Source organism: Myxococcus dinghuensis (assembly GCF_024198235.1).
GTDB classification, from domain to species: domain Bacteria; phylum Myxococcota; class Myxococcia; order Myxococcales; family Myxococcaceae; genus Myxococcus; species Myxococcus dinghuensis.
In genome coordinates, this window is the sequence record NZ_JAKCFB010000033.1 from 61,773 (window position 1) to 79,346 (window position 17,574).

General features: G+C 70.9%; 15 protein-coding genes. 8 read left to right on the top strand and 7 right to left on the bottom strand.

Features of this window, described 5'->3' with window-relative positions:
* Positions 1-5 precede the first annotated feature (5 nt).
* Both LZ198_RS31945 and LZ198_RS31950 read right to left on the bottom strand, forming a co-directional pair.
* Positions 6-284, bottom strand: a complete 279-nt coding sequence (locus tag LZ198_RS31945) for a TIGR04563 family protein (RefSeq protein WP_253975907.1) — start codon at positions 282-284, stop codon at positions 6-8.
* A gap of 7 nt (positions 285-291) precedes the next feature.
* Positions 292-495 carry a TIGR04563 family protein gene (locus LZ198_RS31950; RefSeq protein ID WP_015350409.1) on the bottom strand — a complete coding sequence of 68 codons (204 nt, stop codon included), beginning with the start codon at positions 493-495 and terminating at the stop codon, positions 292-294.
* A 469-nt stretch (positions 496-964) separates the two neighbouring features.
* Here LZ198_RS31950 and tilS point away from each other — a divergent pair, with 469 nt between their 5' ends.
* From tilS to glmM, 4 genes are all read left to right on the top strand, one after another.
* Positions 965-2,311 carry a tRNA lysidine(34) synthetase TilS gene (gene tilS, locus LZ198_RS31955; protein WP_253975908.1) on the top strand — a complete coding sequence of 449 codons (1,347 nt, stop codon included), beginning with the start codon at positions 965-967 and terminating at the stop codon, positions 2,309-2,311.
* A gap of 179 nt (positions 2,312-2,490) precedes the next feature.
* Positions 2,491-4,407, top strand: a complete 1,917-nt coding sequence (gene ftsH, locus LZ198_RS31960; protein WP_253975909.1) for an ATP-dependent zinc metalloprotease FtsH — start codon at positions 2,491-2,493, stop codon at positions 4,405-4,407.
* A gap of 130 nt (positions 4,408-4,537) precedes the next feature.
* The gene (folP, locus tag LZ198_RS31965) at positions 4,538-5,779 is read left to right on the top strand and encodes a dihydropteroate synthase (RefSeq protein ID WP_253975910.1); all 1,242 of its coding nucleotides are present in this window, start codon (positions 4,538-4,540) and stop codon (positions 5,777-5,779) included.
* Between the two features lie 206 nt (positions 5,780-5,985).
* A complete protein-coding gene (glmM, locus tag LZ198_RS31970; protein ID WP_253975911.1) occupies positions 5,986-7,380 on the top strand; it encodes a phosphoglucosamine mutase in 1,395 nt (464 codons plus the stop codon).
* 61 nt (positions 7,381-7,441) lie between these two features.
* Here the strand turns inward: glmM and LZ198_RS31975 are convergent, their stop codons facing one another.
* A complete protein-coding gene (locus LZ198_RS31975) occupies positions 7,442-9,433 on the bottom strand; it encodes a carboxypeptidase-like regulatory domain-containing protein (RefSeq protein ID WP_253975912.1) in 1,992 nt (663 codons plus the stop codon).
* Positions 9,434-9,590: 157 nt separating this feature from the next.
* Between LZ198_RS31975 and LZ198_RS31980 the strand changes: the two genes are divergently transcribed.
* Genes LZ198_RS31980 through tsaE form a run of 4 tightly spaced genes read left to right on the top strand, consistent with a single transcriptional unit; the run spans position 9,591 to position 12,731 of the window.
* Entirely contained in the window at positions 9,591-10,316 is a 726-nt protein-coding gene (locus tag LZ198_RS31980; protein ID WP_253975913.1) for a pyridoxine 5'-phosphate synthase, read from the top strand.
* Positions 10,317-10,322: 6 nt separating this feature from the next.
* Complete coding sequence (acpS, locus tag LZ198_RS31985; RefSeq protein WP_253975914.1) at positions 10,323-10,703, top strand: holo-ACP synthase; 381 nt, start codon at positions 10,323-10,325, stop codon at positions 10,701-10,703.
* Positions 10,704-10,707: 4 nt separating this feature from the next.
* Positions 10,708-12,243, top strand: coding sequence for an NAD(P)H-hydrate dehydratase (locus tag LZ198_RS31990; protein ID WP_253975915.1), 1,536 nt, complete (start codon positions 10,708-10,710; stop codon positions 12,241-12,243).
* On the top strand, positions 12,240-12,731 hold the full coding sequence (gene tsaE / locus LZ198_RS31995; protein WP_253975916.1) for a tRNA (adenosine(37)-N6)-threonylcarbamoyltransferase complex ATPase subunit type 1 TsaE: 492 nt from the start codon (positions 12,240-12,242) through the stop codon (positions 12,729-12,731). Before LZ198_RS31990 ends, tsaE begins: the two co-directional genes overlap by 4 nt.
* 84 nt (positions 12,732-12,815) lie before the next feature.
* On the opposite strand, the gene LZ198_RS32000 is transcribed toward tsaE, so the two are convergent.
* The 4 genes from LZ198_RS32000 to hutU form a co-directional block, all read right to left on the bottom strand.
* Positions 12,816-13,655, bottom strand: a complete 840-nt coding sequence (locus LZ198_RS32000) for a class II glutamine amidotransferase (RefSeq protein WP_253975917.1) — start codon at positions 13,653-13,655, stop codon at positions 12,816-12,818.
* 88 nt (positions 13,656-13,743) lie between these two features.
* The gene (hutI, locus tag LZ198_RS32005; protein ID WP_253975918.1) at positions 13,744-15,009 is read right to left on the bottom strand and encodes an imidazolonepropionase; all 1,266 of its coding nucleotides are present in this window, start codon (positions 15,007-15,009) and stop codon (positions 13,744-13,746) included.
* Positions 15,010-15,013: 4 nt separating this feature from the next.
* Entirely contained in the window at positions 15,014-15,754 is a 741-nt protein-coding gene (locus LZ198_RS32010) for a hypothetical protein (protein ID WP_253975919.1), read from the bottom strand.
* Between the two features lie 13 nt (positions 15,755-15,767).
* Positions 15,768-17,423 carry a urocanate hydratase gene (hutU, locus tag LZ198_RS32015; RefSeq protein ID WP_253975920.1) on the bottom strand — a complete coding sequence of 552 codons (1,656 nt, stop codon included), beginning with the start codon at positions 17,421-17,423 and terminating at the stop codon, positions 15,768-15,770.
* Positions 17,424-17,574: the final 151 nt, after the last annotated feature.

Sequence of the window (17,574 nt, forward strand, 5' to 3'; positions counted from 1 at the left end):
GTGAATCAGGACTTGGGCTCGTCCGAGTTCGGCGCGGCCGCCACCAGGGGCGTGGCGGTCGTGGCCGCCACCGCGGAGCCCGTCGCCGAGGCGGCGGGACGCGGAGGCGCGCTCAGCACGTCGTTGACCGACGGCATCTTCCGAATGTCGGCTCGGGCCACCTTCCACGCCTGCTGGACGATCCACGACAGCGAGCGGTCCTGCCGGTTCGCCTCGCGCTGGATCTCCTGCAGCATGTCCTCGGGGAAGTAGAGGCTTTGCTTGCGGTGGTCGGTGGTGGCCATGCCTGCGCTACTCCTCGCGCGGGTCCTGGCGCTCGTCGCCAGTCACGTCATTGACGGCGGGGAACGACTTGATGCGCTCGCGGGCGATCTTCCATGCCTGCTGCACGACCCACGACAGGGAGCGGTCCTGGCGGTTCGCTTCCTCCTGGATCTCCTTCAGCATCTCCTCGGGGAAGTACAGCGACTGCTTGCGCTTGTCGGTGCCTGCCATACCTGAGTCTCCGGGGCGGATTCGAGGTGACGACCTGAACACACCGGGGCCGTTATCCGACAGACGCCCAAGAGGGTCAACGGTTTCGGAGGACTCGTTCCGCGCTCGCCGGGCCCACACGCGGGCACGTTCAGCCGTACCTGACGTATCCAGCCGGGCGCGAAAAGGAAACGCCCCGGACCTCGCGAAGAGGGCCGGGGCGTCTCGGAAAGAGGGACCGCGGGGAGTGATTCTCCCAGCGGACCCGTGGGCCCAGAGGGGGAGGGGGGGGACCCCTAGGCCCAACAGCTTGAAAAGTCGACCGTTGCCTCAACAACGCCCTGGGTCGCGCATATTTCCGCTCCGCGACCGCGCCCGCCCGGTGTGACGATCATAAGAACCGACCCCCTTGCCTTCAACCGCACGCGCCTCTGCAACCTCGTCACCCGACATTCCATTCCGCGCCTGTCCGATGGCACTCACTGGCCCCATGACCTCCTTGCTCACCAGGACGCTGGTGGACGCGTACGTCCGCCTCGGACTCGAGGGCCGCTCCGTGTTGCTGGCCGTCTCCGGAGGGGCGGACTCCGTCGCGCTGCTGGTGGGCACGGCGCTCGTGCGCGAGCGGCTGCGGCTGCGCGTGGAGGTCGCCACGTTGGACCACGGCCTGCGGGTCGAGTCCCGAGCGGAGGTGCGAGCCGTGGTCGCGTCCGCCGGGCAGCGGGGGCTCGTGTGTCACGCGCGCGAGCTCCACCTGCTGGGTGGGGCCGGCGTCGAGGCGCGGGCGAGGACGGCGCGCTACGCGGCGCTGGAGGCCGTGCGCGTGGCACGTGGGCTGGACGTGGTGGCGACCGCGCATACGGCGGATGACCAGGCGGAGACGCTGCTGATGCGGCTGGCGCGGGGCTCCGCGCTGCGCGGGGCGGCCAGCATCCAGGAATCCCGCCCCGGGCTCGTCCGGCCGCTGCTCGGGCGGACGCGCGAGGAGCTGGTGGCGTTCCTGGCGGAGCAGGGTGTCGACTACTCGACAGACCCGATGAACGCCGACCCCTCGTTCTTCCGGGCGCGGGTCCGCGGGGACGCGTTGCCGGCCCTGTCGCGCGCCGCGGGCTTCCCGGTGCAGGCGCACCTGGCCGCGTTCGCGCGGCTGGCGGCGGAGGACGACGCGCTGCTGTCGAGCATGGCGGACGCGGCGTGGCGCAGGCTCCGCATGGAGGACGGCGCGCTGGAGGCGGTGGGCGTGCGCGCGCTGGAGTCGCCCTTGCGCCGCCGTGTCCTCGCCCGCCTGTTGACCGAGCACGCGGTCGAGGCCGACGACGCGACGCTCTCGCGCGTGCTGCGCGCGGTGGAGGAGGGTGGCAGCGCCACGGTGGGGCGTGGCCTGCGGCTCCGGGCCACCGGCGGGCGCGTGCGCTGCGTGGCGCCGGAGGGGCGCGCGCGGGGGGGGCCCGGGCCGGAGCTCCGCCTGCGGGACGAGGGCGCCTCGGGCGAGCTGGAGGGCACGGGCTGGGGCTTCCGCGTGGCGCGAGGGGCGCCGCCGGCGGGCGTCCACGGCCTGGCGCTCGGGGCGAGCACGCGCTGGCCGCTGACCGTGCGGACGCGCAAGCCCGGAGACCGGATTCGCACCGCCGCGGGACAACGCAGGCTCCAGGACCTGTTGGTGGATCTTCGAGTGCCCGCGGAGTCGAGAGATGCGCGGCCGGTGGTGCTGGACGCCGCGGGCACGGTGGTGTGGCTCCCAGGCCTCTGGTCACCCCCGCCCCGGGCGGAGGTTTCCGGACATTACCTCTGGGCGACACCTCCGGGTCCGAGCAATCAACGGACCCCTTCGTTATAGAGTGGAATGAGCGTTGTCGGGGGTAGGCCGCGCACCCCTAAATAGTTGAGGGCGTTTTGCTGTTGCTGATACGGTCCGACGACAGGTGGCTCGCCTGGTGTCGGGCAAATGATTGAAAAGGCTGGGGTTCCTCCCGGCGCGGCCCTCATCCCGCCGAGTACCGAAAGGGCAGCTGACACGTGCGTTCGACTTACAAGACCATCGGGCTCTGGGTCATCCTGATCGTCCTCTTCGTCGCCTTCTACAACTTCTTCTCCCAGGGCAATGACCAGGTCACGGAGCCCTCCTTCACCCAGCTTCTGACGAAGGTGGAGGAGAAGAAGGTCAAGGAGGTGGCCGTCAAGGGCAACACCTACTCCGGCAAGTTCTCGGATACGAACGAGAAGTTCCGCACGACGGGCCCGGCTCCCGACGCCGCGATGCTGAACCAGCTTCGCAACAACGGCGTCGACGTGAAGTACGAGCGCGAAGAGCAGAACAGCCTCTGGCTGACCATCCTCGGTCAGTGGATGCCGGTCGTCTTCCTGTTCCTCTTCTTCATCTTCTTCATGCGCCAGCTCCAGGGCGGCAGCGGCAAGGCGATGACCTTCGGGAAGTCGAAGGCCAAGCTGCTCAGCGAGAGCCACAACAAGGTCACGTTCGCGGACGTGGCCGGCGTGGACGAGTGCAAGGAAGAGCTGGAGGAGATCGTCGCCTTCCTGAAGGATCCGAAGAAGTTCACCAAGCTGGGCGGCCGCATCCCCAAGGGCGTGCTGATGATGGGCCCCCCGGGAACGGGCAAGACGCTGCTTGCTCGCGCGGTGGCCGGCGAGGCCGGCGTGCCCTTCTTCTCCATCTCCGGCTCGGACTTCGTGGAGATGTTCGTGGGCGTCGGCGCCAGCCGCGTGCGCGACCTGTTCGAGCAGGGCAAGAAGAACGCCCCCTGCATCATCTTCATCGACGAGATCGACGCCGTGGGTCGCCACCGTGGCGCGGGCCTGGGCGGCGGTCACGACGAGCGCGAGCAGACGCTCAACCAGCTGCTCGTGGAGATGGACGGCTTCGAGTCCAACGACGGCGTCATCCTGATTGCCGCCACCAACCGTCCGGACGTGCTGGACCCGGCGCTGCAGCGTCCCGGTCGCTTCGACCGGCGCATCGTGGTGCCGCGTCCCGACCTGAAGGGCCGCCTGGGCGTGCTGAAGGTGCACACCCGCCGCGTGCCGCTGGCGCCGGAGGTGGACCTGGAGGTCATCGCTCGCGGTACGCCGGGCATGACGGGCGCGGACCTGGAGAACCTGGTCAACGAGTCGGCGCTGATGGCCGCGCGGCAGAACAAGGAGCGCGTGGACCTCAGTGACTTCGAGGCCGCCAAGGACAAGGTCTTCATGGGCCCGGAGCGCCGGTCCATGATCATGACCGAGAAGGAGAAGAAGAACACCGCGGTGCACGAGGCGGGGCACGCGCTGCTCGCCAAGCTGCTGCCCGGCTGCGATCCGCTCCACAAGGTCACCATCATCCCGCGTGGCCAGGCCCTGGGCGTCACCTGGAGCCTGCCGACCGAGGACAAGGTCAACGGCTACAAGAAGCAGATGCTGGACCAGATCTCCATGGCCATGGGTGGCCGTATCGCCGAGGAGCTGCTCTTCAACGAGATGAGCAGCGGCGCGGCGAACGACATCGAGCGGGCGACGGAGACGGCGCGCGCCATGGTGTGCCGCTGGGGCATGAGCGAGAAGCTGGGGCCCCTGGCGTTCGGCAAGAGCGACGGCGAGGTGTTCCTGGGCCGCGACTTCAACGCGTCCAAGGACTACTCCGAGGACACGGCGCGGCAGATCGACTCCGAGGTGCGCAGCATCGTCGTGGGCTGCTACGAGCGCGGCAAGAACCTGCTCGTGGAGAACCTGGAGGCGCTCAAGCGCGTCTCCGACGCCCTGGTGGAGTACGAGACGCTCGACGCCGAGGACGTGAACATCCTCCTGCAGGGTGGCCAGCTCACCCGTGAGCGCCCGCCTCCGCGCATCAACGCGCCGCCGAAGGCGACGGAGAAGAAGGACAAGCGGAAGATCCTCGACGCGCTCGAGGGCCTGCCGAAGATGGAGCCGAACAAGGCGTAAGCCGGCATCCGCCGACGAAGTGACGAAGGCCCTTCCCACCGCGTGTGGGGAGGGCCTTCCGCGTTGCGGGGCACGGCCCCCCGTGCGGTGAGCCCGCCGCGCCCGCGACGCTGCGATAGGGTGCGCGGCGATGATTCGAGCCCGCGCCCTGTGTTCCGACCGCCCGGACGACCTGGTCCTGGCCTTCCGCCGGATGGGCCTGCCCACGGCGGCCCGCGAGTACCTGCTGGAGAAGGTCCCCCACTCCCAGGTGCTCGTCACCGGGCTGGAGAAGGAGGAGGGCCGCTTCCTCCAGGGGCTGCACGAGCGGTCGGAGGCGCCCGGGCGCGAGGAGTTCCCGGCGTGGGTGCCGGGGGATGGGCGCACCCGTCCCGGCACGGGGCTGTTGTCGGGACGACGGGACCAGTTCACGCGGCTGCTCGCGGCGGCCCGGGCGGAGCCGGGCGGGCGGCTCGGGACGTTGGCCGTGGCGGTGGAGCGGGCGCTGGACGCGGACCGGCCGGCCCCGCCGCTGACCCTGGGCGGCAGGTCGTTCGTCTGGGGTTCACGGACCTACGTGATGGGCATCGTCAACGTGACGCCCGACAGCTTCTCCGACGGGGGGCGCTACCTGGGGACCGAGGCCGCGATCGCCCATGGCCTGTCCCTGGTCGAGGCCGGCGCGGACCTCCTCGACGTCGGCGGTGAGTCCACGCGCCCGGGCTCCCAGGGCGTGGGCGTGGAGGAGGAGCTGGCGCGCGTGCTGCCCGTCATCCAGGGGCTGCGCGCGCGCACGGACGCGCCGCTCTCCGTGGACACCACGAAGGCGGCGGTGGCGCGCGAGGTGCTGCGCGCCGGGGCCCACCTCGTCAACGACATCAGCGGCTTCGGGCTCGATCCGGACCTGCCGCGCGTGGTGGCCGAGGCGGGGGCCGCCTGTTGCCTGATGCACATGCAGGGCACGCCGAGCACCATGCAGCAGGCGCCCCACTACGACGACCTGGTGGACGACGTGCTCACGGTGCTCGAGGGCGCGGTGGCGCGCGCGACGCACGCGGGCATCCCGCGCGAGCGCATCCTGCTCGACCCGGGCATCGGCTTCGGCAAGACGGTGGACCACAACCTCTACCTGTTGAGGCGGCTGGGCGAGCTGCGCGCGCTGGGGCTTGCGCTGCTCGTGGGCACCAGCCGCAAGAGCTTCCTGGGGCAACTGACGGGTGGCAGGCCGCCGGCCGAGCGGCTGGCGGCGACGCTGGGGTCGGTGGCCGCGATGGCGGCGCTCGGGGGGGCGGATGTGGTCCGTGTCCACGACGTCGCACAGACGCGTGACGCGCTCGCCGTGGCGGACGCTCTCCGGCTCGCTCGCGACGGCGGCGCGCTCATGGGGAGGTGAGGAGGCGTGGCGGTGGAGCCACGGGGCGCGGCTGGTATCGATTTCGCAACCAGCTGGTGGGGGCGGGTGATACAGGCTGCATGCCTGGGCCGTTGCCAGGGGGACGCCGGAGCCCTACCTTCGAGCCCCGGCGGTGGGCGGGGTATAAGCCCCGACGTCGACTGACCGGCGCGGCAGGCCCGGCGTGGGAAAGGCGGAGCAGCACCATGGCGTACAGGATGAACATCGCTCCCAAGGAGGAGCGGGCGTCGCAGAAGCTGTTCGGCACGGACGGTGTGCGCGGCAAGGCGAACGTCCACCCCATGACAGCGGAAGTCGCGATGCAGCTCGGACGGGCGCTCGCGTTCCTCATCCGCAACGGGCCGCACCGCCACCGCGTCATCGTGGGCAAGGACACGCGGCTGTCCGGCTACATGCTGGAGCAGGCGCTCGCCGCCGGGTTGACCTCGATGGGCGTCGACGTCGAGCTGGTGGGGCCGCTGCCGACGCCGGGCATCTCCAACCTCACCACGTCCATGCGCGCGGACGCGGGCGCGGTCATCTCCGCGTCCCACAACCCGTACGAGGACAACGGCATCAAGTTCTTCTGGCGCGACGGCTTCAAGCTGCCGGACGAGACGGAGGGGAAGATCGAGGAGCTGCTGTCCACGGGCGCCATCGACTCCATCCGGCCCACCGCGACGAAGATCGGCCGTGCCTTCCGCATGGAGGACGCGCGGGGCCGCTACATCGTGTTCCTCAAGGCGACCTTCCCGCGCGAGCTGACGCTGGAGGGGATGACCATCGTCGTCGACTGCGCCAACGGCGCGGCCTACAAGACGGCGCCCGCGGTGCTGGAGGAGCTGGGCGCGAAGGTCATCACGCTCGGCGTGTCGCCGGACGGCAAGAACATCAACCACAAGTGTGGCGCGCTGTTCCCGGAGAACCTGGCGCGCACGGTGCTCAAGCACGGCGCCCACCTGGGCATCGCGCTGGACGGTGACGCCGACCGCCTCATCGTCGTGGACGAGAAGGGCAAGGTGGTGGACGGCGACGCCATCATGGCCATCTGCACGGGTGAGCTGGTGGCCCGCAAGCAGTTGAAGAAGAAGATGCTGGTGTCCACGGTGATGAGCAACATCGGCCTCGAGCGCGCGGTGTCCCGCTGGGGCGTGAAGGTGGCTCGCACGCGCGTGGGCGACCGCTACGTCGTCGAGGAGATGCGCCGCAACGGCTACAACCTGGGTGGCGAGCAGAGCGGCCACCTCATCTTCCTGGACCACACCACCACGGGTGACGGCACGCTGGCCGCGCTCCAGTTGCTGGCGGTCATGTGCCGCGCGGGCAAGCCGCTGAGCGAACTGGCCTCCATCTTCGAGCCGGTGCCCCAGACGCTGCTCAACGTGGTGGTGAAGCAGAAGAAGGAGCTGGGCGAGCTGCCGGACGTGATGAAGGTCATCAAGGCCGTGGAGCAGAAGCTGGGCAACTCGGGCCGCGTCCTGGTCCGCTTCTCCGGCACGGAGCCCAAGGCGCGCGTCCTCGTCGAGGGCGAGACCGCCACGCGCAACGAGGCGTTCGCGAAGGAGATCGCCGACGTGCTCGTCAAGGCGCTCAACCGCTGAGCGTCGGCTCGTCTCCCAGGTGTTTCCGAGCGGGTCCGGGCGCCATGCCCGGGCCCGTTCTTCATTCCGCCAGGCCCCCGAGGACCGGGCCTGGAGGGGCGAGCACGTCCACGCGAACACGCTCGCCTTCGCGCCCCGAGAACGGCTGGAGCCGGGCCCCGATCCGGTTGAGGACCGCGACGGTGCCCTCGCCAGGGGGGACCCTGATTTCGTAGGTTCCGTCGTCGTGGATGGGGGCGGCGTACCACTGCTTGCCCATCGTTACTTCGATCTGGCCTCGCTCGAGTCGGCGGCCTTCCGGGTCCTGGACGCGACCGTGCAGCGTGAGGCCCGGGGTCAGCCGCAGCTGGAATGAGGCCACTCCGGCGGCGACGGACACCCGCGCGCGTGGCCAGTCCCGATGGGAGATCACGAGGTCGAAGTCTCCGCTGGGGGCTTCGGACAGGTAGACACTTCCTTCCGGGAGGGAGTAGGCGTGGCAGTCGGCGTATCCCGGCTCGGGGTGGCTCTCCGGAGCGATGCACCGCACATCGGCGCCGGCGAGCCCGCGTCCATCCGGTGTCTCCACCCGGCCCGTGAGGACCCTCTTGGCCTGGGCGCGTGAGCCGGACGCGGTCGCGTCCCCTGCGGGTGAGGGCGGTGTTCGTGGCTCCCTCGGTTTGCGCTTCAGCACGAGTCGGAGCGTCTGCTGCTGGGGGAGCGCGACCTCGGCGGCCGGATCCTCGAAGCCGGGCGCGGAGACCGAGACGCGCAATGGCCCGTCAGGCAGCCCGGTGAAGTCGAAGGCATGGGAGGGCATCTTCCGGATGAGCCTGAACCGGTGGCGATCGGAGTACGTGGAGACCGTTGGATCCTCCAACGTCACGTCGCCTCGCACGGGCCTCCCCATGGAGTCGACGAGGCGCAGCCGCAGCGAGTGCGGGCCTCCGAAATCCGCGCGGACGAGGTTCTCGCTGTCGAGTGAGACCTGGAGTCGTCGAGCGACGGCGCGGGACTCGGTCGAAGTGGTGCGCTCCGCCTTCATCCAGTAGGCGGCACCAGCGGCCACCTCGTCGAAGGTCACGGTGCCCGAGTCGTCCACGTCCCGGTATCGATACGACGAGAACGTGTTGGGTTTCTGGGCGGCGCCATCGAGGATGGCGACGTCCTTCGCCTTCCCGTCATTGGGCGGGGACAGGACCACCCGGACAGGAGTGCCTCGGGACAGGATCCAGCGGACGTCCCCCGAGGGAACTTCCACGGTCCCCATGAGCGGATTGTGGAGCTGGGGATCGAGGAAGAACACGTAGCGGCCCGGTTCGAGCCCCTGGAGCTCGAACGTACCGGCACTTCCCGTCCGCGTCGTCAGCGGGTCGTTGCCCACGCAGTTCATGTGGAACATCAGCTGTCCGAAGCGCTTCAGCCGGACGATGACGCCCGCCAGCGGAGCCCCGCTGTGGTCGGTGATGTGCCCGCGCAAGGTCTCCGCTCGTTGGAGGGTGACGTCCAGCTTTCCGCTGGAAGGGACGTGGACGGTGCTCAGCTCCAGGTGCTCGGGCGCGGAGATGTGCACGGTGGCAGGCGAGAACCCCGTCATCGGAATCTCGAACTGTCCATCCTCTCCCGTCAGGGTCGAATGGGGCAGGGCGGAGGAGTGCCCGTCATGAAGGCCGGCCTGCACCTTGGCGCCCTTCATCGGCATCCCGGAGGCCGCGCGAACCAGCCCCTTCAGGGTCCGGGGAGGGCCGAGCTCGAGCACGAACCGCTTCACGGCGCCCGACGACTCCTCGATGCCCCGCTCGCCGCGCTCCTCTCCCCGCGAGGCCGCCAGCTTCCAGCCCCAGCCCTCGGAGAGGCCCTTGAACACGAAATGGCCCTGGGGGTCCGTGCGGGTGGTGACGCGCTGCTCGCCGAGGGTGGCTCGGACCTCGATGTCGGGGACCAGCCCGCTGCTCGCGACGACGACGCCTTCGACGGACAGGCGGGGCGCAGGACGCGGCGGGCTCCCCGAGGCGGCCGTCGCGAGGAGGAGCGGCAACGCCCGGAGGACGCGACACCAGGAGGGCAGGGACATGGCGACCCGACACTCTAGCCGACGGAAGCGGACAGCGACCCGCCGGTGGAGCCTTCACGGTGGTTGACTTCCAGACGCTGCCCGCGATTAGAGGGACCGGCGCGCGCCGGGGCCCCCGACAATCCCGGCCCCGCGCGTCAAGCGAGGTGCGGTCGAGATGGGACAGCGACTGGGTGTCAACGTGGACCATGTGGCGACGCTGCGTCAGGCGCGGCGGACCACGTATCCGGAGCCGGTGACGGCCGCCGCCATGGCGGAGCTGGCCGGCGCGCAGCAGATCACCATCCACCTGCGCGAGGACCGGCGCCACATCCAGGACCGCGACCTGCGCATCCTGCGCGAGACGGTGCAGACGCTGCTCAACCTGGAGATGGCGGCCACCGCGGAGATGGTGAAGATCGCCTACGAGCACAAGCCGGACGTCGTCACGCTGGTGCCCGAGCGCCGCGAGGAGCTCACCACCGAGGGGGGCCTGGAGGTCGCCGGCCAGCGCGAGCACGTCGCGAAGATCATCAAGAACCTCAAGGACGGGGAGATCGCCGTCTCGCTGTTCATCGACCCGGACCTGGACCAGGTGCGCGCGGCCCACAAGGTGAACGCGGACCGTATCGAGCTGCACACGGGCCGCTACTGCGAGGCGCGCAACGAGAAGGAGCGCGCGCGGGAGCTGGCGCGCATCGTCGACGCGGCCAAGGCCGGCACCAAGCTGGGCCTGGGCGTCGCCGCGGGGCACGGCCTCAACTACGACAACGTGCAGCCCATCGCCCGCATCGGGGAGATCGACGAGCTGAACATCGGCCACTCCATCGTCGCGCGCGCGGTGCTGGTGGGCTTCGACCGGGCGGTCCGGGAGATGCTCGACCTGATGCGCAACCCGGGGTAGCGCGCCATGGGAATCCTCGGGCTGGGCCTGGACATCTGCTCCATCTCGCGCATCCAGCGCATCATGGACGGGCCGCGCGCCGAACCCTTCCTCAACCGCGTCTACACGGAGGCGGAGCGCGCCCTGTGCGGCCAGCGGCATGACGCCGCCAGCGCCTATGCCGCGCGCTTCGCCGCCAAGGAGGCGCTGGTGAAGGCCCTGGGCGCGCCTCCCGGCATCCGGTGGAAGGACATGGAGGTGCGGCGGGACGGTGGCGCGCCGTACTTCGCCCTGTCCGGCGTGGCGCGCGAGGTCATGGAGGCGCGCGGGCTGGAGGCCTTCCTCGCGCTGACCCACGACGCAGACGTGGCCGCCGCCACGGTGGTGCTCCAGAAGAAGGAGAGCTGACCCCATGCTCCGAGTCCTCACCGCCGCCCAGATGCGCCAGGCAGAACAGGCCGCCGAGCAACACCACGGCATGCCCTCCTCGCTGCTGATGGAGAACGCGGGGCGGGGGATGGCGGACGTGGCTCGCGCGGCGCTGGGGCCCTCGGGGCGCTTCGTCGTGGTGTGCGGCCCGGGCAACAACGGCGGGGATGGACTCGTCGCGGCGCGCTTCCTCCAGGAGTCCGGGGCGCGCGTCGGGGTGGTGCTCGTGGGAGACCGCGCGAAGCTGACGCCCGAGTCGCGGCGCAACCTGGAGGCGCTGAAGGGCTTCGGGTTGGTGCCTCAGTCCTTGGACGCGGTGGGCGCGCCGGGCCACGGCGACGTGGTCGTGGACGCCTTGTTCGGCACGGGGCTGAGTCGGGCGCCGGCGGGCGCGTTCGCGGAGGCCATCAGCGCCATCCGCCGGTGGCGGGACGCGGGCGCGAAGGTGGTGGCGGCCGACGTGCCCTCGGGACTTCAAAGCGACACCGGGCAGGCCTTCACGCCATGCGTGGAGGCGGACGTCACCGTGGCGTTCGGCTTCCTCAAGCCGGGGCAGGTGCTGGAGCCCGGGGCGTCGTTGTGCGGTCGCGTGGCGCGGGTGGACATCGGCATGGGGGGCGAGGCGTCGCGCGAGGTGACGGGCCCCTCCCTGTTCCGCGTGGAGGAGTCGGACGCCCGCGCGGTGCTGCCCGTACGCAAGGCGGACACGCACAAGGGCACCTACGGACACGTGCTCGTGGTGGCCGGCAGCCGGGGCAAGACGGGCGCGGCGGCGCTGGTGTCGAAGGCCGCGCTGCGCAGCGGGGCGGGGCTGGTCACGGTGGCCACGCGCTCGGACGTGCTGGACGCCGTGCAGGCGCACTCGGCGGAGATCATGGGCATCCCGCTGGAGGCAGCCGGGCCGCTCGGGCTGGGAGACCTGGACGCGCTGCTCGCCGCCGCGGAGGGCAAGGACGCGCTCGTCATGGGGCCGGGAATCCCGCGGGGGCCGGGGACGGGCGCGCTCATCGGCGAGCTGGTGTCCCGCCTGGACATCCCCGTCGTGCTCGACGCGGACGCGCTCAACGCCGTGGCGGACGACGTGTCCGTGCTCAGGCGGGCGAAGGCTCCCGTCGTCCTCACGCCGCATCCGGGAGAGATGTCGCGACTGACGGGCAAGTCAACCCGGGAGGTCCAATCCGAGCGACTGGAAATCGTAGGTCGGCTCGCGACCGGGCTGGGCGTGACGGTGGTGCTCAAGGGCGACCGGACGTTGACGGCGCATCCGGATGGGCGCGTGTTCATCAACACCACAGGCAATCCCGGCATGGCGACGGGGGGCTCGGGCGATGTGCTGTCCGGCGTCGTGGGCGCGCTGCTCGCGCAGTCGTTGCCGATCCCGGACGCGGTCTGGACGGCCGTGTACGCGCACGGGCTCGCGGGGGACCTCGTGGCCGCGCGGCGAGGGCAGTTGGGGCTGGTGGCCGGGGATTTGATCGAACAGGGCCTCTGTGAGGTCTGGGTGAGGTGGGGGCGATGAGCGGCGGGGAGGTCGTGACGCGGACGTTGACGCTGGCGTCTCCGGACGAGACACATCGGCTGGGCGTGCGCCTGGGCGGGCTGCTCGAGTCCGGTGACTTCGTGGGCCTCATCGGTGACCTGGGCGCGGGGAAGACGCACCTGGTGCGCGGCGTGGCCGAGGGCGCGCACGTGCCTCGTTCGGAGGTCGCGAGCCCGACGTTCGCCATCGTGTATCCGTATTCGGGGCGCATCCCGCTCTACCACGCGGACCTGTACCGGCTGACGGGCTACGACGACCTCTACGCCACCGGCTTCATGGACCTGGTGGGCGGGGAGGGGGCGGTGCTCGTCGAGTGGCTGGACCGCGTGCCGGAGGCCGCGCCGCGGGAGTACCTGCGCGTGACGCTGAGCCACGCGGGAGGAGAGGCCCGACAGCTCGTCGCCGAGGCATTCGGGACGCGCCCCGCGGTCCTGCTGGGGGCGTGGCTTCCCACACCTTCGCCGTGAGGCGCGTGCTACGAGGAGTCGCTCGTGCCCCACCTGCGGGAGCTGCAGCCACCCCCGCCGCGGTGACGACCCGCGAGCCCCTCCTCAGGCCGCGTGGCGCGGCGAGCCGGGCGGGAGGTCCTTCGACAGCTCCGGGACGCGCCACTTGTGGAAGACGAGGCCGGCGTCCACGCCGATGACGTCCTCCTCCGCCACGGGGACCCACGTGGGGCTGCCGCACAACGACTCGCTGGCGACCATGAGCTGCTCCAGGCGCGTGCCCACCGCCGGCAGCTCGCCCATACCGCCGGCGGAGACGAAGAGGCTGCGGTTGCGCCGCGAGGCCACCATCACCTCGCCGTCCGTGACGAGGAAGTTCATCGCCGAGCGCGGCTTCTCGGACTCGCCCACGTCGGTGATGGCGGACACCAGGCTCATCGTCTCGGCGAGCGCCCGGGCGACGCCCTCCACGGGGACCGGGCGGGCAATCGGGTACACGGCCGCCAGCCGGGTGAGGAAGACGTAGAAGCACCGCTCGCTGTCCGTCGTGCCGCGGATGCCCGCGCGCAGGGTCGGACAGATGAGCTCCTCGACGGCCGCGCGGTGCTTCGCGAAGTCGCGGACGGTGCCGTTGTGTACGAAGGACCAGCGGCCGTGCAGGAACGGGTGCGAGTTGCGCAGCTCCACCGCTCCCACGGACGCCAGGCGGATGTGCGCGACCACCGTGTGAGAGGACACACGGCTGCTGACCCGCTCGAAATCAGGGTCGCTGTGCGCGGGGCCCACACCGTGAGCCACCACGGGCATGGCTTCCACACCGTACGCCGCGATTCCCCACCCATCCTTGTGCTCGCGCGACTGGATGAGCAGCGAGTTCTTCTCCGTCACCAACGAGGGATGGACCGCGGCGGGAACAGATGAACGAAATCCAAAAAGTCGGCACATGGCTGCAATTGGTACTTATAACGGCCGGCCCCGACGGGAAGTTCTCCTGCCCTCCCGTGCGACGTCCGTGTTGCCAGGCGACGTCGCCTCACCCGCAGGAATTCAGGTCCTGCTGGGCGACGACACGACCGGCCTTCACCACCGTGCGCGCGTGCCCTATTCCGAGATGGTAGGGCAGATGGCGGTAGGACGCACAGCTGAACGTCACGAGGTCGCCCGCGTCACCGACAGCCAGCCTGCCTTGTCGTTGCAGTCCCAATGACAAAGCGGCCCCGCGTGTCGCGGCCCAATACGCTTCCGCGGCGCTCAAACCATTTTCCAGACACGCCAGCCCGAGCACCAACGCCACGTTTTCACTCATGGCTGAGCCAGGGTTGACGTTGGAGCCCAAAGCGATGTTGACGCCCGCGTCGCGCAGGCGGCGGCCGGGCGCGTAGGGGCGCATGCGCAGGAAGAGGGTGGAGGTGGGGACGAGGACGGCGGTGACGTTGGCGGCGGCGAGCGCGCGCAGGCCGGCGTCGGTGACCTGCTCCAGGTGGTCGGCGGTGGCGGCGCCCAGTTCGGCGGCGAGCTCGGAGGCGCCGCAGGCGGTGAGCTGGTCGGCGTGCAGGCGCGGCACCATGCCCAGGGCGCGCGCGGCGGTGAGGATGCGGCGGCCCTCGTCGACGGTGAAGGCGCTGTCCTCGACGAAGACGTCGCAGAAGCGCGCCAGGCCCTCGCGCGCGACGGCGGGGAGGATTTCGTCGATGCACAGCCGGACGTAGTCCTCGCGGCGGCCGCGGTACTCCTCCGGCACCGCGTGCGCGCACAGGAGCGTGGGCACCAGCTCCACGGGCGTCAGCGCGCCCAGGCGCCGCACCACGCGCAGCATCTTCAGCTCGTTCTCCACGTCCAGCCCGTAGCCGCTCTTCACCTCCGCCACCGTCACGCCGTGCGACAGGAGGCGCTGGAGGCGGGGCAGGGCGAGCCGCACCAGCTCGTCCTCGCTGGCGGCCCGGGTGGCGCGCACGGTGCCGACGATGCCGCCGCCCGCCTTGGCGATCTCGAGGTAGGTGGCGCCCTGGTTGCGCAGGTCGAACTCCGCGGAGCGCTCGCCGGCGAAGACCAGGTGCGTGTGCGGGTCGACGAAGCCGGGCCCCACGAAGCCGCCCTGGGCGTCCAGCACGGTGGTGCCCGGACCCACGGCGCCCGCCGGGAGGTCCGATTCCGGGCCGACGAAGGCGACGACGCCGTCGCGCACACCCACGCAGGCGCCTGGGTGCGGGGTGAGCGCGTCCTCCGCGCGCTCGCGGTGGGTGCCCTCCAGCGTGAGGACCTCCGACGTGTTGCGGACCAGCAGCTCCAGCGCTCCCATGATGTCAGCGGCCTCCCCGCACTCCCATGATGGGCACGTTCCAGCTCGCGCTGGAGCCCACCTTCGCGCGGCCGAAGCCGCCTGAAATCTCGAACGACCTGAAGAAGCCCCACTGCATCCGCGCGGCGACGACGCCGCCGTAGTACGTGGAGGTCTGGCTGGTGCCCGCGGACGACAACGTGTGGACCGCGAAGAAGGGCACGACGCCCACGGAGACGTGGGGCTCGGGCTGGAAGGTGAAGGCGCACGTGGCCTCGGCCCCCGCCATGCTGCCCGGCCCTCCGTGGCTCGACGTCAGTCCGAAGTCGGACGCGCCGCGCAGCGCGATGGCCGGGGCCAGCCCGAGCTGCTCGGAGCCCAGGTAGTACGAGGCCCCCGCGTACAGGCCGTACCCGGGCAGGGGCAGCAGGAACATCTCTCCCTGGGCGCCGGTGTGCAGGTGGAGCCGCTCGGTGACGGGCCACGTCATCGCCAGGTCGAAGGCCATGCCCCACTGCTGCGTGGAGAAGCTGTCCTCGTCGCCCCGGAACCGGTCGGCGTCGGTGCCGTTGACGCGCGCCCCGGCGATGGGCGCGCTGAGCCGGGGCCCGGTGCGGATGCCGCCCTGGAGCATCCGGTGGTCCGGAGCGCCGGGCCCCAGGCGCATCACCATGGGGCCCATGGCGGTGGGCGCACAGCCCGCGAGCGCTCCGAGCGAGGTGGCCAGCAACAGCAGGTCGTTCAGGCGCTTGCGGACGTGGGCCATGGCGAGGGGGAGGCTACACGGTGATGCCGGGAATCTTCACCCCGCGCTGCTTCGCCACCTCGATGGCCTCCGGGTAGCCCGCGTCCGCGTGGCGCAGCACGCCCATGCCCGGGTCGCTGGTGAGCACGCGCTCGATGCGGCGCGCGGCCTCCGGCGTCCCGTCCGCGACGATGACCTGGCCGGCGTGCAGCGAGTAGCCCATGCCCACGCCGCCGCCGTGGTGGAACGACACCCACGACGCGCCGTTCACCGCGTTGACCAGGGCGTTGAGGATGGGCCAGTCCGCCACCGCGTCCGTGCCGTCCTTCATCGCCTCCGTCTCGCGGTTGGGGGACGCCACGGAGCCGCAGTCCAGGTGGTCGCGGCCGATGACGATGGGCGCCTTCACCTCGCCCTTGCGCACCAGCTCGTTGAAGGCGAGGCCCGCCTTGGCGCGCTCGCCGTAGCCCAGCCAGCAGATGCGCGAGGGCAGGCCCTGGAAGGCCACGCGCTCCTGGGCCATCTTCAGCCAGCGCTGCAGCGACTGCTTCTGCGGGAACAGCTCCGCCACCGCGCGGTCCGTGCGGCGGATGTCCTCCGGGTCGCCCGACAGCGCCACCCAGCGGAACGGCCCCATGCCCTCGCAGAACAGCGGGCGGATGTACGCGGGGACGAAGCCGGGGAACTCGAACGCGTCCTCCATGCCGCCCAGCTGCGCCTGGCCGCGCAGGTTGTTGCCGTAGTCGAAGACGTGGCTGCCGGCGCGCTGGAAGTCGTTCATCGCCTCCACGTGCATCACCATGGACTCCCGCGCGCGGCGCACGTACTCCTCCGGGTCGCGCTGGCGCAGCTCGGCCGCCGCCTCCAGCGACAGGTCCGTGGGGATGTAGCCGTTGAGCGGATCATGCGCGCTCGTCTGGTCCGTGACGAGGTCCGGCTTGATGCCGCGCCGGTACAGCTCGCGGAAGACGGACGCGGCGTTGCCGATGATGCCGATGGAGCGGCCCACGCGCTTCTGCTGGGCGTCCTTCGCCAGGGCGAGCGCCTCGTCCAGGTCCTTGGCCACCACGTCCAGGTAGCGCGTCTCCACGCGGCGGCGGGCGCGCGTCGGGTCGATCTCCACGCCCAGGAACACGGCGTTGTTCATCGTCGCGGCCAGGGGCTGCGCGCCGCCCATGCCGCCCAGGCCTCCGGAGAGGATGAGCCGGCCGGACAGGTCCTCGGTGCCGAAGTGGAAGCGGCCGGCGGCGGCGAACGTCTCGTAGGTGCCCTGCAGGATGCCCTGCGTGCCGATGTAGATCCACGAGCCGGCCGTCATCTGGCCGTACATCATCAGGCCCTTCTTCTCCAACTCGTGGAAGTGCTCCCAGTTGGCCCAGCGGCCCACGAGGTTGGAGTTGGCGATGAGCACGCGCGGCGCGTCCGGGTGCGTGCGGAAGATGCCCACCGGCTTGCCGGACTGGACGAGCAGCGTCTCCTCGTCGGAGAGGGACTGGAGGCTGGAGACGATGCGGTCGAACGACGGCCAGTCGCGAGCGGCCTTGCCGGTGCCGCCGTAGACGACGAGGTCCTCGGGGCGCTCGGCGACATCCGGGTCGAGGTTGTTCATCAACATCCGGAGCGCGGCCTCCTGGACCCAGCCCTTGCACGAGAGGGTGGAACCACGGGGGGCACGGATGACGCGGGACATGAACAGACTCCTGAGGGGTGGCGGAACGAAAGGCCCGGCACACTAGCCGAACCCGCGAGGCCGCGGCACAGCACCGTGTGGCCCCGCGCGTCACTGTCCGAGACAGTGCGGGACGCCCCGTCCCACGGGGCAGGGCGTCACGCGCTCCGTG

Coding starts and splice junctions, on each gene's coding strand:
- hutU (WP_253975920.1), bottom strand. CDS start 17,423: ATGTCCCGCGTCATCCGTGCCCCCCGTGGTTCCACCCTCTCGTGCAAG.
- LZ198_RS31990 (WP_253975915.1), top strand. CDS start 10,708: ATGCTCCGAGTCCTCACCGCCGCCCAGATGCGCCAGGCAGAACAGGCC.
- LZ198_RS32010 (WP_253975919.1), bottom strand. CDS start 15,754: ATGGCCCACGTCCGCAAGCGCCTGAACGACCTGCTGTTGCTGGCCACC.
- LZ198_RS31950 (WP_015350409.1), bottom strand. CDS start 495: ATGGCAGGCACCGACAAGCGCAAGCAGTCGCTGTACTTCCCCGAGGAG.
- LZ198_RS31945 (WP_253975907.1), bottom strand. CDS start 284: ATGGCCACCACCGACCACCGCAAGCAAAGCCTCTACTTCCCCGAGGAC.
- folP (WP_253975910.1), top strand. CDS start 4,538: ATGATTCGAGCCCGCGCCCTGTGTTCCGACCGCCCGGACGACCTGGTC.
- tilS (WP_253975908.1), top strand. CDS start 965: ATGACCTCCTTGCTCACCAGGACGCTGGTGGACGCGTACGTCCGCCTC.
- LZ198_RS31980 (WP_253975913.1), top strand. CDS start 9,591: ATGGGACAGCGACTGGGTGTCAACGTGGACCATGTGGCGACGCTGCGT.
- tsaE (WP_253975916.1), top strand. CDS start 12,240: ATGAGCGGCGGGGAGGTCGTGACGCGGACGTTGACGCTGGCGTCTCCG.
- LZ198_RS31975 (WP_253975912.1), bottom strand. CDS start 9,433: ATGTCCCTGCCCTCCTGGTGTCGCGTCCTCCGGGCGTTGCCGCTCCTC.
- glmM (WP_253975911.1), top strand. CDS start 5,986: ATGGCGTACAGGATGAACATCGCTCCCAAGGAGGAGCGGGCGTCGCAG.
- acpS (WP_253975914.1), top strand. CDS start 10,323: ATGGGAATCCTCGGGCTGGGCCTGGACATCTGCTCCATCTCGCGCATC.
- LZ198_RS32000 (WP_253975917.1), bottom strand. CDS start 13,655: ATGTGCCGACTTTTTGGATTTCGTTCATCTGTTCCCGCCGCGGTCCAT.
- hutI (WP_253975918.1), bottom strand. CDS start 15,009: ATGGGAGCGCTGGAGCTGCTGGTCCGCAACACGTCGGAGGTCCTCACG.